Origin of the sequence: Roseateles koreensis (genome assembly GCF_028595305.1) — a bacterium.
GTDB classification, from domain to species: domain Bacteria; phylum Pseudomonadota; class Gammaproteobacteria; order Burkholderiales; family Burkholderiaceae_C; genus Paucibacter_A; species Paucibacter_A koreensis.
The window spans coordinates 13367-28598 of the sequence record NZ_JAQQXS010000001.1 but is presented as its reverse complement, the minus strand read 5'-3'; the positions used below and the strand labels follow the sequence as shown (position 1 = coordinate 28598).

The following is a 15232-nucleotide window of genomic DNA, read 5'->3' as shown; positions in this document are numbered from 1 at the left end:
TTGGCTGAAGGTGGGCGGAGGTTCGCCAGACGTTCAGATGATGTCTCGGCCGGCGCCGAGTGCCGCATCGTCCAGCCGGTTCATGGTCCAGGCGTAGCCCGCCACGATGCAGCAAAATACCAGCAATGCACCTTGCGAGGCCACCCAAAAGCCAAAAGGCCAGCCGAAGAATTCAAACGACAGCTCGCGTGCGAAATAGATCAGACCAAAACTGACCAGCGCCCACAGCACCAACAGTGCCAAGGTCAACTGACAGGTACGGCGCCAATAGCGCACATGCGCGGCAGGGGTCGCTGCGCGGCGGGGTGCGGGCTGATCGGGAGTCTCAAAATTGCGAAGATCCATGGCTCGCAAGTGTGCCCCAAATGGGGCGCCACGTGCCACGCAAAGCAGACGCCCTCCACCGCTAACGCCACGCGGCCCTGGGAACTGTTTCGGGCCGGCCCCTCGCCCGGGATGCAGCTCATGTAAAAATGGCGGATTCCGCGCGCGCAAGGTTGGCGACGCGCTTTGCACACGCGGCTGACTCACAGGTCTGACAGGATTTCATATGGACATCGAACGCATCAACACCATCGGCACCACCTTGGCCGACCTGACAGCGCGTACTGACGCGCTAAGGGGGTATCTTTGACTACGATCGCAAAGCACTGCGACTGAACGAAGTCAACGCCGCGCTGGAGAACCCCAGTGTCTGGAACGAGCCCAAGCGCGCCCAAGAATTGGGCAAGGAAAAGCGCACGCTGGAGAACGTGGTCAGCACCATCGACCACCTGACCAGTAACTTGGCCGACAGCACCGAGCTGTACGAGATGGTCAAGGAAGAACAGGACTTTGAGGGCCTGGAAGCCATTGAGGTCGACGCCGCCAAGCTGAACGAAATCGTCGAGCAGTTGGAATTCCGCCGCATGTTCAACAACCCGGCCGACCCCAGCAACTGCTTCATCGACATCCAGGCCGGTGCCGGAGGCACAGAAGCCTGCGACTGGGCCAGCATGCTGCTGCGCCAGTACCTCAAGTATTGCGAACGCAAGGGCTTCACCGCCACCCTGGAAGACGAAACCGCAGGCGACGTGGCCGGCATCAAGAGCGCGACCATCAAGGTGGAAGGCGAGTACGCCTTTGGCCTGCTGCGCACCGAAACCGGCGTGCACCGCCTGGTGCGCAAGAGCCCCTTCGACTCGTCGGGCGGCCGCCACACCAGCTTTGCCTCGCTCTTCGTCTACCCAGAAATTGATGACTCGATCGAAATCGACATCAATCCGGCCGACGTGCGCACCGACACCTTTCGCGCCTCGGGCGCTGGCGGCCAGCACATCAACAAGACCGATTCAGCCGTGCGCCTCACGCACATTCCGACCGGCATCGTGGTGCAGTGCCAGGACGGCCGCAGCCAGCACAGCAACCGCGATGTGGCCTGGAAGCGCCTGCGCTCGCGTCTGTACGACCACGAGATGCGCAAGCGTGCCGAAGAGCAGCAAAAGCTCGAAGACACCAAGACCGACGTGGGCTGGGGTCACCAGATTCGCAGTTATGTGTTGGACCAGAGCCGCATCAAGGATCTGCGCACCAACTACGAAACCTCCGCCACCCAGAAGGTGCTGGACGGTGACCTCGACGCCTTCATCTCCGCCAGCCTCAAACAGGGCGTCTGACCTGCCCTGACATGCAGGCACATCGACACGGCCACCTCCGGCTCCCACAAAGATCCGCCAGGCCGTGCCCATGAAGCCCGCCCCTGAACTTTCCTTCAACCCACAAGGATGCCCGCCATGCGTGAAGGCACTGCCACACTGATTCGCCGTGAAGACTACCAAGCGCCGGCGTTCTGGATTCGTACCGTCGACCTGACGTTCGACCTGGACCCCGCCAAGACCCTGGTCACCGCCAGGATGCAAGTCGAACGCAACACCGCGGTCGCCCACAGTGCTTTGCGCCTGCATGGTGAAGAGCTGAATCTGCTGCGCGTGTTGATCAACGGCGAGAGCGTATCCTTCCGCCAGGAAGGTCATGAGCTGATCATCGACAACGCACCGGACGCCGACTTCGCGCTGGAATTGCGCAACACCTGCGCACCCGAGAAAAACACCACCCTGAGCGGGCTCTACACCTCGGGCGGCAGCTTTTTCACGCAGTGCGAGGCCGAAGGCTTCCGCCGCATCACCTACTTCCTCGACCGCCCGGACGTGATGGCCATCTACACGGTCACCCTGCGTGCAGACAAGAGCAAGTATCCGGTGCTGCTGAGCAACGGCAACCTGCTGGAGTCCGGTGACCTGGAAGAAGCCGGCAACAAGGCGCGCCACTTTGCCAAGTGGCACGACCCCTTCCCCAAGCCCTCTTATCTGTTCGCCCTGGTGGCGGGCGACCTGGTGGCCCGTGAACAACGCGTGAAGACACGCGCCGGCAAAGAACACCTGCTGCAGGTGTATGTGCGCCGGGGCGATTTGGAGAAGACCGAGCATGCGATGAACTCGCTGATCGCCTCCATGGTGTGGGACGAAGCGCGCTTCAAGCTGCCGCTGGACCTGGACCGTTTCATGGTGGTGGGCGTCTCCGACTTCAATATGGGAGCCATGGAGAACAAGGGGCTCAACATCTTTAACACCTCGGCCCTGTTGGCGTCGCCGGCCACGGCCACCGACCAAGACTTCTCGCGCATCGAGTCCATCGTCGCCCACGAGTACTTCCACAACTGGACTGGCAATCGGGTCACCTGCCGCGACTGGTTCCAGCTCTCGCTGAAAGAAGGCCTCACCGTCTTCCGCGATCAGGAGTTCAGCATGGACATGGCGGGCAGCCCCTCGGCACGCGCCGTTTGCCGCATTGCCGATGTGCGCCAGCTGCGTGCCGCCCAGTTCCCTGAAGACTCCGGCGCTATGGCCCACCCCGTGCGGCCTGACAGTTACTCCGAGATCAACAACTTCTACACCGCCACGGTTTACGACAAGGGCTCGGAAGTCGTGCGCATGTACCAGACCCTGGTAGGCCGCGCCGGTTTCGAAAAGGGCATGAGCCTCTACTTCGAGCGCCACGACGGCCAAGCCGTCACCTGCGATGACTTTGCCCAAGCCATTGCCGACGCCAACCCCGGCTCGGCCTTGAGCGTTCGCCTGGATGCCTTCAAGCGCTGGTATTCACAAGCCGGCACGCCGCGCGTGCAAGCCCGAGGCGTGTACGACGCAGCGGCCCAGACCTACACCCTCACGCTGACCCAGCACAACCCCGCCACACCTGGGCAAGATCAAAAGCTGCCCCAGGTGATCCCGGTGGCACTGGGCCTTCTGAGCCAAGAGGGTCAGGTCTTGCCTCTGCAACTGCAAGGCGCCACCGAAGTGTTGAACGAGCAAGTGCTGGTGCTTGAAGAAGCCCAGCAGAGCTATGTCTTCATCCATGTGACTAGCGAGCCCGTGCCCTCTTTGCTGCGTGGTTTCTCCGCCCCGGTGGTGCTGGACGACGGCCTGAGCGACGCCCAACTGCTGGTGCTGCTGCAGCACGATGTGGATGCCTTCAATCGCTGGGAAGCCGGCCAGCGCCTGGCCTTGAATCGCATTCTCGGCGCCGTGCGCAGCGGCACGCCGCTGCAACTGGACGCCGCCTATCTCGACGCCGTGCGCAAGGTGCTGCGTCACCCCGAGCTGGACGCCGCGTTCAAGGAAATCACTCTGACCCTGCCGGGCGAAACCTATATTGCCGAGCAACTGGATGTGGTCGACCCACAGGCCATCCACGCCGCCGTGGAAGCCGCCCAAGTTCAAATGGCTGCAGCCCTGCGCGACGATTGGACCGCCGCCTTCGAAGCCAACCAGATCAAAACCGGCTACACGCCAGACCCGGTTTCCAGCGGCCGCCGTGCGCTGGCCAACCTGGCCCTGGCCATGTTGGTGCTGGATGCCCGCAGCACGGGCGACACCGTTTGGCCGGGCCGCGCCTACCAACGCTTCAAAGACGCCGGCAACATGACCGAGCGCCTCGGCGCCCTGTCGGCCTTGGTGGCCGCCCACGCCGATCTGGCCGAACCGGCCCTGGCCCGCTTCCATGAACTGTTCAAGGACGACGCCCTGGTCATCGACAAGTGGTTTGCGCTGCAAGGCCGCACACCGGAATTGGCGGGTGAAAAATCGGGCCGCACCTTCGCCCGTGTGCGTCAGTTGATGCAACACCCGGACTTCACGCTGAAGAACCCCAACCGCGCGCGCAGCCTGATCTTCTCGCTGTGCATGTTCAACCCGGCTGCCTTCCACCGCGCTGATGCAGCGGGTTATGTGTTCTGGGCTGAGCAAGTACTGGCCCTCGACGCCATCAACCCGCAAGTGGCCAGCCGCCTGGCACGCGTGATGGACCGCTGGAATGTGCTCGCCGAGCCCTATCGAAGTGCGGCGCTGCTGGCGATCCGGCGCGTGTCGGCCAAGCCAGATCTCTCGCCCGACGTTCGCGAAATCATCTCCCGCGCCCTGGCCTCGGCCCCGGATGCAGACACGGCACCCGCAGCCCCTGCTGTGGCCACCCAGGCCGTCTGATCGTCCGGACGCCCTCCCCTCGACCGATCGCCACAGCAGTCTGGCCGAGGGGCGCCGCCGGCTCCACCCTCTTCAAAACCAAGCAAGCAGCATCATGACCCGACGCATCAGCCTGACCCAGTATCTGATCGAACAGCAACGCGAACATGGCCACATTCCTCAGGAACTCCGCCTGTTGATCGAAGTGGTGGCGCGTGCCTGCAAGCGCATCGCCATCAGCGTCAACAAGGGCGCCCTGGGTGAAATCCTGGGCAGCGCGGGCAGCGAAAACGTCCAAGGCGAGGTTCAAAAGAAGTTGGACATCATCGCCAACGAGGTGCTGATCGAAGCCAACGAATGGGGCGGCCATCTTGCCGCCATGGCCTCTGAAGAAATGGAGGGCATCTACGTTGTGCCTAACCGTTATCCTCAGGGTGAATACCTGCTGATGTTCGACCCGTTGGACGGCTCATCCAACATCGACGTGAACGTCAGCATCGGCACCATTTTCTCGGTGCTCAAAAAGCCCGAAGGCTCCGCCGGCGTCAGCGAAAGCGATTTTCTGCAACCCGGCTCCAGCCAAGCTGCCGCAGGCTACTGCGTGTACGGCCCGCAAACTACCCTGGTGCTCACCGTGGGCGATGGCGTGGTGATGTTCACGCTTGACCGCGAACAAGGCTCCTTCGTGCTGACCGAAGACCAGGTTCAAATCCCCGAAGACACCAAAGAGTTCGCCATCAATATGTCGAACATGCGGCACTGGGACACCCCCATGAAGCGCTACGTCGACGAATGCCTGGAAGGCAGCACCGGCGTGCGCGGCAAAGACTTCAATATGCGCTGGATTGCCTCCATGGTGGCCGACGTGCACCGCATCCTGACCCGCGGCGGTGTCTTCATGTACCCCTGGGACAAGCGCGAGCCCAACAAGGCCGGCAAATTGCGCCTGATGTATGAAGCCAACCCCATGGCCTTCCTGGTCGAGCAAGCCGGTGGCGCAGCCACCAACGCACGCCAGCGCATCATGGACCTGCAACCCACCCAACTCCACCAACGCGTGGCCGTCGTGTTGGGCTCGAAAAACGAAGTGGCACAAATCACCCGCTATCACCTCGAGGCAGAACAACAAGGCGCTTGAATTGCGTCAAAAATCCTTGCTATAATCATAGGCTTGATGCCGGTGTAGCTCAGTCGGTAGAGCAGCTCATTCGTAATGAGAAGGTCGGGTGTTCGATTCATCTCTCCGGCACCAATAAAAACAAGCACTTAGCCCAGCCTCCCCGGCTGGGCTTTGTTGTTTCTGGGCACGATGTAACGGCGGATGTAAGAGCATTTTCTAAATCCAGCCAGCAGAACTTGGCTTCTGGCCCCAGCGGCTTTAGGTTTTGATGTGACCGAATCACTCTCACTTGGGAATTCCCAAGTGACCAGCAACGCACGGAGTATTCAGGCGGAAGGGTCTAGATTTCCTTCACGGCAAGTCCCATTGCTTGTTGCGCCGCTGTTGCTGCTTGTTGCACCGCTGTTGCAGTGGTGAGCTTGGAAGTAGCGCCAGCCTTCGCGCACTTGCGTACTTTGCAAACTTAGGTTGCCTGCCACAAGCAACAAAGCCCGCGCAGTGGCGGGCCCGGGTGTTCTCTCGCTTGGCTTTAGCCTGCTGGCGCTGCCTTCCTGCCGCGCCTCGGCGGAATCAGGCCAGGAACCAAAGCTTTGAACGCCTGGAACGCCTCATCTTCGCAAGACTTCCCATAGCGCAGCCAAAGCGCCCCCCGCTCGCGCATTGCTGCGGGGGATTGGCTGCGCAACGCTGCGGCCAGTTCGGCTTGCTTCTTCAAGATGGGTCGAGCCATATGGTCAGGCAAGTCCGTCCGGTTCCAACTCAAGTCCCACCAGTCCCCCTTTAGCCAATCCCTCATTGGGCCTTTCATGCCATCCGGTCGGGCGCGGCGCAAGCGGAACCCTAACTTGCCTGCCGTCCATGCAACGGCTGTCTTACCTTCCGGCCATTTGGTCCCGGGCGGGATTACTCCCTCGGCCTCGAGCTGGGCGCGTGAACCTTGGTACGCGGACATGCCGAAACAGTCGGGACTGATCTGCACAACTAGCTCGCGCTCGGGTTGCTCAAGCTGCTTGACGTTGTTTTGGGTGCCGGCGCTAGTGGCGGATTCACGCAGACGCTGGCGGGCCGCGTAGAAGCCCGAACGGCTCACACCCAGCACCCGGCACCATTGGCTCACAGAGGCCTTCTTCGCATCGACTGAGGTCTCAGTCAAATGATGAATCACTTCATCTCCCGGGCGAAGAAGGCAGAGGCTTTTTTTAGTAATGCGTTGTCCGATTTGAGCTGCTGGTTCTCGGCTTCCAATTGGCGAATACGCTGCTGCTCCGGCGTCAGCGGCTTGCCCACTCCTGGGCGACCGGCAGCCTCTTCGCTGACCTGCTTGAGCCACTTGCGTACGGCGCTGTCGGTCAAATCCAGATCCTTGCAGACCTGCGAAACGCTCAGGCCTTGTTCGCGGATCATCTTCACTACTTGAAGCTTGAACGCGGGCTCGATCGTGCAGCGTTCTCGGCGGGGTGTCTTGTCTGTCATGCTCGTCTCGGTCTCGGGGGGGGGTACAGGCCCTCATCGAGCTGTCCGATTTAATTGGACCATGACACCCCGGCCAGTCGGTGAAGGACTCCGACTTGTCGCCCGCTAAAGATAGGCCAGGGCAAAACAATTCAAGCGCTCATAAAGCCACCGGCACCGGCTCAATCCGCACCACAACACGCGCCCCAAGGGCTTGTGCGTAGCGTTGCACGGTACGCAGAGACGGCACCCGCTTGCCACCCTCCAGGCGGGCAATCACGCTCTGCGTGGTTCCCATCAACTCGGCCACATCGCTTTGAGTCAAGCCAGCGCGGGCACGGGCGGCAATCAGTTCGCGGGCCATGTCGAACTCGTCGGCCTGTGCCTCGTACTCGCTGCGGGTGGCGGGGTCGGCCAGCAGGTCGCGCTTAAGTTCCTTGAGCGTTTTCATGATGTTCTCGCGTCCAGTCTTTTGCGGGCGATTTCCAATGCACTGCGGGGCGGGGCGGGGCGGGGCCTGAGTCTTTTTGACAAACACATGCAACACCAACAGGCGGCGGCCTTGAACAGCGGCATATAAAGCGCGGGCAATGCCGTCGCGGCCTTGCATTCGCATCTCCCAAAGCTTGCCTTCCAGCGGGCGGATATGCGGCAGGCCGACATGCTGCGAGCCAAAGCCTTCAAGCAGCTCTGCGATATGCACAAAGCGGGCGCGCATATCGGCGGGGAGTGCTTGCAGCTCGGGCTCTGCCAGCGGGTGTAAGGTCACTGTCCAATTATTCAAAGTATAGCCTTTTTGCTATCTTTAAGCCACCAGCTTCAAGCCACCAGCGCCAGCAGCGACAGGCTCAAATGCAATCCCGGCCTTCTCCAGAATGAAGGCCTCAATCTGGGCAAGATAGGGGCGCAGGGCGTCAATCGAGCGGGGCCGGTATTGCCAGCAGCCCGCGCCCGCCATCGTGTTCCCCAAAAAAACGAGCCGCCTCGCATTGGTGGTGAGGCGGCTCGTCAACATCGAGGAGCACTTTGTCGAGCGCAGGCTCAATGCGGCCTCACTTTGCCGCATCCGGGCCTGTGCCGAGGCACGTTCAAACGTGTCTATCGCGTCAGCGTACCCGAGATCAACCGGCGTGCCGAGCCCCCTAGAAATGCAACAACGTGTGGTGCGCAGGCGTCGTGTTACCTTATTTAACCAAAGCAGCAAACACGCTGTTCATGGGAGAACGGCCAACTCGGCGGGCTTGTGCAGCGAAAGTCCCAATCGCCAATGCCGCCTGTGTCGGTCGAAAATCGTCACAACCGCCGTAGCCGCCCAAACCCGTGTCTTACACAACATCACCAAAGTCCAACATTTACTCAGCCAGTGCGCACGGGCCCCGGGGCAAGATGATTCGCATGCTTGCTCGATTTCTTGTCACCACCCTGCCGTCGGTTGGCTTGCTGGCAGGTGTTACGCCGGGTATTGCAATGGCCGCACCCACGCCGGTGGCGGCAGACGGCGCGGGCGATCTCAATGTGCTGCACTGGTGGACCTCCGCCAGCGAGCGGGCCGCAGCCAACCACGTCGCAGCGCGCATGGCCGAGGTGGGGCTGCATTGGGTGGACGGCGCGGTGGCGGGCGGCGGTGGCAGCGCGGCCATCAAGGTGCTGAATGAGCGCATCCTGCGCCGCATGGCGCCCAAGGTGGCTCAGCTCAATGGGCAATCGATGACGGAATGGGCCGACATGGGATTGCTGCTGGAGCTCGACAGCGTGGCCCAGAAGCGCAACTGGTCGCGCACGATGTTCCCGCAAGTCATGGCGCAACTGACGGTGCATGAGCACGTGGTGGCGGCGCCCTTGGGCATTCACCGTATCAACAACCTGTATCTCAACAAAGCTGTTTTTAGGCAGTTGAAGATCGAGCCCCCCACCGACTGGGAGGGGCTTGAACGTGCCGCCGTGGCGCTGCGTGCTGCAGGCTTCACCCCGGTGGCATTCAGCGACGAGCCCTGGCAAGTGGCCACCGTGTTCGAGGCCTTGTTGCTGGGTGAAGCCGGGCCGGCGCTGTACCGCCGCATGCTGGTCCAGCGTGACCCGCAGGCCTTTGCCGACCCGGCCCTGGAGCGTGCCTTCAAACGGCTGCGCATGTGGCGCAATCTGTCCTTGCCGGTGGCTGCGGGCACGGCCCCGTTGCCACTCGGCGCCGGTGCGGCCAGCGCCACGGCGCAGTCCACAACGCCAGGTGAGCGTCCCTGGACCGAGCTGGTGGCCGACTTTGCGGCGGGCCGCTCCGCCATGTTGATCATGGGCGACTGGGCGCGGGGCGAGCTGGGCACCCTGGGTCTGGAGGGTGGACGGGACTTTGAATGCAAGGCGGTGCCCGGCACGGCGCAGGCGCACCTCTTCAGCATCGACACCCTGGCCATGCTCGCCGGTAACAATAGCGCGCAGGCTGAACAAGAAAAAATGGCCGAGCTGCTGGGCAGCGCCGCGCTGCAACTCGGCTACAACCGCATCAAGGGGTCGGTGCCGGTTCGGCGCGACGTGCCGGTGGATGAGCTGGACCCCTGCGCACAGCAATCTTTTCGCCTTTTTGCCAACCCAAACACACCGCGTGTGCCCAGCTTGGTTCACCGCATGGCTTTTGGCGAGGTGGGCAAGAACGCCATCATTGAAACCGTCCACCGCTTTGCGCTGGACCCCAACCAGACCCCCGCCGCCGCACAGCGCAAGCTGCAAGGCCTGTTGCGGGCGCTGGGCCCCAAGTCTTTGAAAGCTGCCTCATGAGCAACCGCACGATCCTGATCGTGGACGACGATCAGAAAATCCGCACCCTGCTGAAAACCTATCTCGAAAAGAACCAATACGAAGTCTTGCTGGCCCACGATGGCGCGAGTTTTTTGGCGGAGTTCGAGCGCAACCGCGACAGCATCAGCCTGTGCATTCTCGACGTCATGTTGCCCGACACTGAGGGCTTTGCCTTGTGCCAATCAGTGCGCCGCCGCTCCGATGTGCCCGTCATCATGCTGACAGCCAGCGCCGAAGAAACCGACCGCATCGTCGGCCTGGAGCTGGGTGCGGACGACTACATCGGCAAGCCCTTCAACCCCCGAGAGCTGCTGGCCCGCATCAAGGCCATCCACCGCCGGGCCGGCCATGAACGAGGGCAAACACCGCGCTACTTCCGCTTCAACGGCTTTGTACTGGACATCCTGGAGCGCAGCCTGATTGATCCGGATGGGGTGAGCTCAGCACTCTCTGGCATGGACTTTCAACTGCTCAAGCTGCTGGTAGAGCACCCCGGCGAAGTGCTTGACCGCAGCCGCCTGGCGGAGGTGACACGCGGCCGCGACCTCGGGCCGCTGGACCGCTCGCTGGACGTGCAGGTCAGCCGCCTGCGCCAGCGCTTGCAAGATGATGGCAAGCAGCCGGCTTTGATCAAGACCGTGCGGGGATCGGGTTATGTGTTCTCAACGACGGTCAGCACGGGCCATGCGCTCTGACATTCGGCGTGAGGTGTTGTCGGAGTCCGGGCATTCGGGCTCGCTGAGGGGCAGCAACTGGCGCTACCGCTTCGGCGCTTTTTTGTTCGACAGCTTACAGGGCCGCTTTGTGTTGGCGATGCTGGGCGGCCTGGCCTTGGTGCAGTTGTTGATCAACCTGCTTTGGTACCACCAAATTCAGCAGCGCACCAAGCATCAAACCGAGCTGGCGGCGCACTTCGTGGCGAGCGGCGCCTTGGGCGCGGTAAGGGCCTTGCGCGAGCTGCCCAGCGCCTATCGCCCACTGCTGATCGAGCAATTGCGCACCATGGGTGGCACGCGCTTTTTGGTGTTCTTCAACAGCGCTGAAGTGCCCGTGCGCCCCTTGCCCGAGCAATCGCTGGCGCGTTTGCTGGAAGCCGATGTCCTCCAAGAATTGAGGGCGCAACTGGGCCAAGCCACAGCCCTGCGCGTCACGCTGGCATCGCCCGTGGGCCTGCAGGTCGCGCCCAGCGGCGCCCTGCTCTCTGAGCTGCCGGAGAGCTGGGTGGACCCCTCTTTGCTGGCCGCCGACCGGCCCGCACCATTTTTGGTGATCCAGGCAGAGACCGAGCCCGGGCAATGGCTGTACCTCAGCAGCGCCCTGCCCGACCCCTATTTTCTTGAACAGCTGCAGTTCTTCACGTGGCAGCGCATGGCGCCGCAATTGATAACCCTCGGCCTGGCCTTGCTGATGACGCTGTTCGCCGCCCGCGCGCTCACCCGGCCTTTGTTGGGCTTAAGTCGCGCAGCAGCCCGCATGGGTCACAAGGCCACACCCAAGCCGCTGAAGGTGAGCGGTACGTCGGAAGTGCGGCGGGCGATCCAGGCCTTCAACGAGATGCAAGAGCGCATCCGCCGCTACCTGAGCGACCGGGAGCGCCTGTTTGCCTCCATCTCGCACGATCTGCGCACGCCCATCACGCGCCTGCGCCTGCGCAGCGAATTGCTGGATGACCCAGCCGTGCAAGACGAGTTCCACGAAGATCTCGACGAGTTGGACATGATGGTGAAAACGGCTCTGCAAATCGTCAAGGACACCGACATTCACGAGAACCGCGTGCCCGTGCGCATCGACCTCGTGCTGCAGAAAATGGTGCGCGACGCCCGCATGGCCGGCCAGCACATCGAGTTGATGGACCAGCCCCTGACCGTCTTCGGCAAACCCCTGGCCTTGAAGCGCGCCTTGGGCAACCTGATTGACAACGCCATGTTCTACGGCGGCGATGCCGAAAAAACCCAGGCCGAGCTGACCATGCATGAAGGTGCGGCAGGCAGCCCCGATGAGGGTCATGTCTTGCTCACGGTGCGCGACCACGGGCCGGGCGTGCCCGAGAACGCCCTGGCCAAGCTGGGCCAGCCCTACACACGCCTGGCGCACGGCGCCAAAGTGCGCAATGACGGCCTCGGTCTGGGCTTGTCCATCGTGCGCGACATCGTGGCCGACCACGGTGGCACGCTGCGCTTTCGCAACCACCCGCAAGGGGGCTTCGAGGTGCGCATGGCGCTGCCCAGCCGCCCGGGTGTACTCCTCAATCCTTGATTTGGCCATTTGCTCGTTTGACGCTTGGCGAAGATTTCATGAGTCCTTCAAGACCTCCTCAACACGTGGTGATCGTCGGCGGCGGTAGCGCGGGCTGGATGACGGCCAATCTGCTGATGCACCAATGGCGCGAACGCGGCGTTCGCATCACCTTGATCGAGTCCAGCGAGATCGGCACGATCGGCGTAGGCGAAGGGTCCACGCCCTTTCTGCGCGACTTCTTTCGCCACTTGGGCATCTCCGAGCAAGATTGGATGCCCGCCTGCAACGCCACGTTCAAATGCGGCATCCGCTTCCCGAACTGGTCGACTGTGCCGGGCTACGCGTCATACGTGCACCCCTTCTTCAATCAAGAGGATCTGGCCATCGGCTCGCAGTTTTTCACCAACGCCTGCCTGCGCCGGCGTGGTACGGCCGCAGATGCCAATCCGCAAGATTTTTTCATTGCCGCTGAACTGGCCCGTCAGGGCAAGGCACCGCTGTACGCGCCGCAGCACGGTGGGCCATCGAACCCGGGTACCGACTACGCCTACCATTTCGATGCGGGCCTGCTCGGCCAATTTTTAAAAGCACATGCCGAATCCTTGGGTGTGCGCCATCAGGTGGGCACCGTGGCCGAAGTCAACCGCCACGAGAACGGCGACATCGCCGCGCTGCGTCTGCACGACGGCACGGTGCTGGCCGGCGACTTCTTTGTGGACTGCAGCGGCTTCAAAGGGCTGTTGATCAACGAGACGCTGGGCGAGCCCTTCGTCTCCTACCAAGACAATTTGTTCAACGACCGGGCCATTGCCATCCCGACCGCCTTGGACCCCGCCGCGCCCTTGCCTTCTGAAACCGTGTCCACCGCGCTGACATGTGGCTGGGCCTGGAAGATTCCCTTGAGCTCGCGCTTTGGCAATGGCTACGTCTATGCCTCGCAATTCATCAGCGACGATCAGGCCGAGGCCGAATTGCGCCAGCACCTGGGCCCAGCCGCTGACGGCCAAACTGCACGGCGCCTGAAAATGCGCGTGGGCCGGGTCGAACAGCATTGGCGCAACAACTGCCTGGCGATCGGCTTGTCGCAGGGCTTCATCGAACCCCTGGAGGCCACGGCCTTGATGCTGATCCAGTTCTCGGTGCAATGCTTTGTTGAGTCACTGGAGCAAGCCGAATTCAGCCGCCGCAACCAGGCGGCCTACAACCGCCGCATCAATCAAATGTTTGAAGGCGTGCGCGACTATGTAGTGGCGCATTACCACTTGAACACCCGCCAAGACACCGCGTATTGGCAGGCCAATCGGGCGCATGGCCGCATCTCGGATCGTTTGGCCAGCATTCTGGAGGTGTGGGACCGAGGTGGCGATTTCGAGGCCGAGTTGACGCGGCACGGCAATGCCTTGATGTACTTCCGCCCGTCCTGGTATTGCCTGCTGGCGGGCATGGGCCGCTTCCCGGCCACGTTGCAGCCGCCACGCTTGGGGCACGTGCCGCTGAGCGCCCTGCAAGCGCGCAAAGAAACGGCCGGGATCGCCGGCCGTTTTCAGGATCATCGCGCCGGTTTGGCGCAAGGGCTCAGCCTGGCCTGACCCGGCTGAAGGCCCCCGGGTCAACTCCGGGTTCAGCCCCACTGAGCCTTCAGGTCAGCCCTGCTGAACCTTCAGGTCAGCCCCGCCAGCCCGCCAACTGCGGATCTTGTGGCCCACCAGGGCGTACAACAAAATCGCGGTGTAGCAAGGCAGCAGCACCCAGTAGCCGGCCTGCGGGCTCGCGGCGTCAGACAAGCGCCCGTACAACATCGGCAACAAGGCGCCACCGGCAATGCCCATGATCAACAGGGCCGAACCTGCGGCGGTGTACTTGCCCAAACCCTCCAGGGCCAGCGGCCAGATGGCAGGCCACACCAGCGCATTGGCCAAGCCAAGCAGGGCCAGGAACATCACCGAATTGGGCACCAAGGGCACGCCCGCCCAACCCAGCAGGGCCTGGCTCACAGAGGTATCGGTGCCCGAGCCCAGCACCACGCCTAGCGTGAACGCCATGCCGCACAGGGCGGATATGAGCAGGGCCGTTTTCTGCGCAACGAAACGCGGAATGGCCACCACGCCGAGGCAGTAACCCAGCACCATGAAGCCCATGGTGTAGGACGTCAGGATGGCGAAATTCGTCACGCCGAGATTGCGCCCGTACAAGCCGATGGTGTCGCCCGCGATCACTTCCACACCCACGTAGCTGAACAAGGCCAAGGCCCCCAGCACCACCTGCGGGAACTGGAACACCCCGAAGCGGCGCAGGGTCTGATCCTGCTGCTGTGTGTCAGCTTGTTCCATCGTCAACTCAGGCAGCGGCGCGAAGCGGATGATCACCATGAACAGCACCAAACCCGCGGCCATGACGGCATACGGAAACACCAGCCGCTCCGACAACTCCGCCCGCATCAGCGCACGGCCCGCAGCGTCTACCGAGGCCAGCGCCGCATCGGAGTATTTGTCGATGCCCGACAGGATCAGGGCCGAAAACACCAAGGGCACCACGATGCCAGCACCCTTGTTGAACAAGCCCATGATGCTGATGCGCATGGCTGCACTTTCACGCGAGCCGATACACACGATGTAGGGATTGATGGCCGTCTGCATCAAGGTCATGCCGGTGGCCAAGGTGAACAAGGCCAGCAAAAAGATGCCGTAATAGCTGGACCGTGCAGCAGGGATGAACAACAAGGCCCCCAACGCCATAACACCCAAGCCCAACGTCATACCGTTCTTGTAGCCGATGCGGCTCAAAATGGCCGCCGAAGGTAGCGCCATCACCGTGTAGGCAATGTAGAAGGCGAAGGTCACCCACAGTGCCTGGAAGTTGCTGAGGTTGCAAACAATCTTCAAGAATGGAATGAGCGATCCATTCAACCAGGTCACAAAGCCCAGGATGAAAAACATCAGGCCGATGAACAGCATGGGCAGGACCACGCCGCGCGCCAATCCCGCCGGTTGATCAGTTTTTTTCATGACGGAATCCAAATATTTTTTCGAGAAATTCACGCGATTCGAGGACGAAACTCCAACCCGGCCTTGAAAAAAGCCTCCCTCGAAGAGGGAGGCTTTGCAGCTGGCTCCGACCGAAGCCGGAGACCCTC

The 15232-nt window shown here is 62.1% G+C and carries 11 protein-coding genes, 1 tRNA gene and 1 pseudogene; 8 read left to right on the top strand and 5 right to left on the bottom strand.

The window, feature by feature from the left end; translation table 11 throughout:
- Window positions 1–33: 33 nt before the first annotated feature.
- Window positions 34–345, bottom strand: coding sequence for a DUF4212 domain-containing protein (locus PRZ01_RS00120; RefSeq protein WP_273594725.1), 312 nt, complete (start codon window positions 343–345; stop codon window positions 34–36).
- A 205-nt stretch (window positions 346–550) separates the two neighbouring features.
- Here PRZ01_RS00120 and prfB point away from each other — a divergent pair.
- The 4 genes from prfB (at window position 551) to PRZ01_RS00100 (ending at window position 5751) form a co-directional block, all read left to right on the top strand.
- Window positions 551–1655 (top strand): peptide chain release factor 2 gene (gene prfB, locus PRZ01_RS00115; protein WP_273594724.1). Its coding sequence is split into 2 segments (ribosomal slippage): window positions 551–631 and window positions 633–1655, totalling 1104 coding nucleotides; the frame shifts between segments, so codons are not numbered across the junction.
- Between the two features lie 117 nt (window positions 1656–1772).
- Window positions 1773–4520: an aminopeptidase N gene (gene pepN / locus PRZ01_RS00110; protein ID WP_273594723.1), complete on the top strand. Its 2748-nt coding sequence runs from the start codon at window positions 1773–1775 to the stop codon at window positions 4518–4520.
- A 94-nt stretch (window positions 4521–4614) separates the two neighbouring features.
- Window positions 4615–5637, top strand: a complete 1023-nt coding sequence (locus PRZ01_RS00105) for a class 1 fructose-bisphosphatase (protein WP_273594722.1) — start codon at window positions 4615–4617, stop codon at window positions 5635–5637.
- A 38-nt stretch (window positions 5638–5675) separates the two neighbouring features.
- A tRNA-Thr gene (locus PRZ01_RS00100) sits at window positions 5676–5751 on the top strand.
- A 919-nt stretch (window positions 5752–6670) separates the two neighbouring features.
- Here PRZ01_RS00100 and PRZ01_RS00095 read toward each other — a convergent pair.
- The 3 genes and pseudogenes from PRZ01_RS00095 to PRZ01_RS00085 all read right to left on the bottom strand — a co-directional run.
- Window positions 6671–7092, bottom strand: a pseudogene (locus tag PRZ01_RS00095) (transposase); the annotation flags it as partial.
- A gap of 139 nt (window positions 7093–7231) precedes the next feature.
- The gene (locus tag PRZ01_RS00090; protein ID WP_273594721.1) at window positions 7232–7840 is read right to left on the bottom strand and encodes a type II toxin-antitoxin system RelE/ParE family toxin; all 609 of its coding nucleotides are present in this window, start codon (window positions 7838–7840) and stop codon (window positions 7232–7234) included.
- Between the two features lie 36 nt (window positions 7841–7876).
- Complete coding sequence (locus PRZ01_RS00085) at window positions 7877–8029, bottom strand: hypothetical protein (RefSeq protein WP_273594720.1); 153 nt, start codon at window positions 8027–8029, stop codon at window positions 7877–7879.
- Between the two features lie 437 nt (window positions 8030–8466).
- On the opposite strand from PRZ01_RS00085, the gene PRZ01_RS00080 reads away from it, so the two are divergent.
- Genes PRZ01_RS00080 through PRZ01_RS00065 form a run of 4 tightly spaced genes read left to right on the top strand, consistent with a single transcriptional unit; the run spans window position 8467 to window position 13688 of the window.
- Window positions 8467–9840 (top strand): ABC transporter substrate-binding protein, encoded by a 1374-nt coding sequence (locus tag PRZ01_RS00080; RefSeq protein ID WP_273594719.1) that lies wholly within the window; start codon window positions 8467–8469, stop codon window positions 9838–9840.
- Entirely contained in the window at window positions 9837–10556 is a 720-nt protein-coding gene (locus PRZ01_RS00075; RefSeq protein ID WP_273594718.1) for a response regulator, read from the top strand. Before PRZ01_RS00080 ends, PRZ01_RS00075 begins: the two co-directional genes overlap by 4 nt.
- On the top strand, window positions 10546–12117 hold the full coding sequence (locus tag PRZ01_RS00070; RefSeq protein ID WP_273594717.1) for an ATP-binding protein: 1572 nt from the start codon (window positions 10546–10548) through the stop codon (window positions 12115–12117). Before PRZ01_RS00075 ends, PRZ01_RS00070 begins: the two co-directional genes overlap by 11 nt.
- 38 nt (window positions 12118–12155) lie before the next feature.
- Entirely contained in the window at window positions 12156–13688 is a 1533-nt protein-coding gene (locus PRZ01_RS00065; RefSeq protein WP_273594716.1) for a tryptophan halogenase family protein, read from the top strand.
- Between the two features lie 54 nt (window positions 13689–13742).
- Here PRZ01_RS00065 and PRZ01_RS00060 read toward each other — a convergent pair whose 3' ends face one another.
- The gene (locus PRZ01_RS00060; protein ID WP_273594715.1) at window positions 13743–15104 is read right to left on the bottom strand and encodes a sugar MFS transporter; all 1362 of its coding nucleotides are present in this window, start codon (window positions 15102–15104) and stop codon (window positions 13743–13745) included.
- Window positions 15105–15232 lie beyond the last annotated feature (128 nt).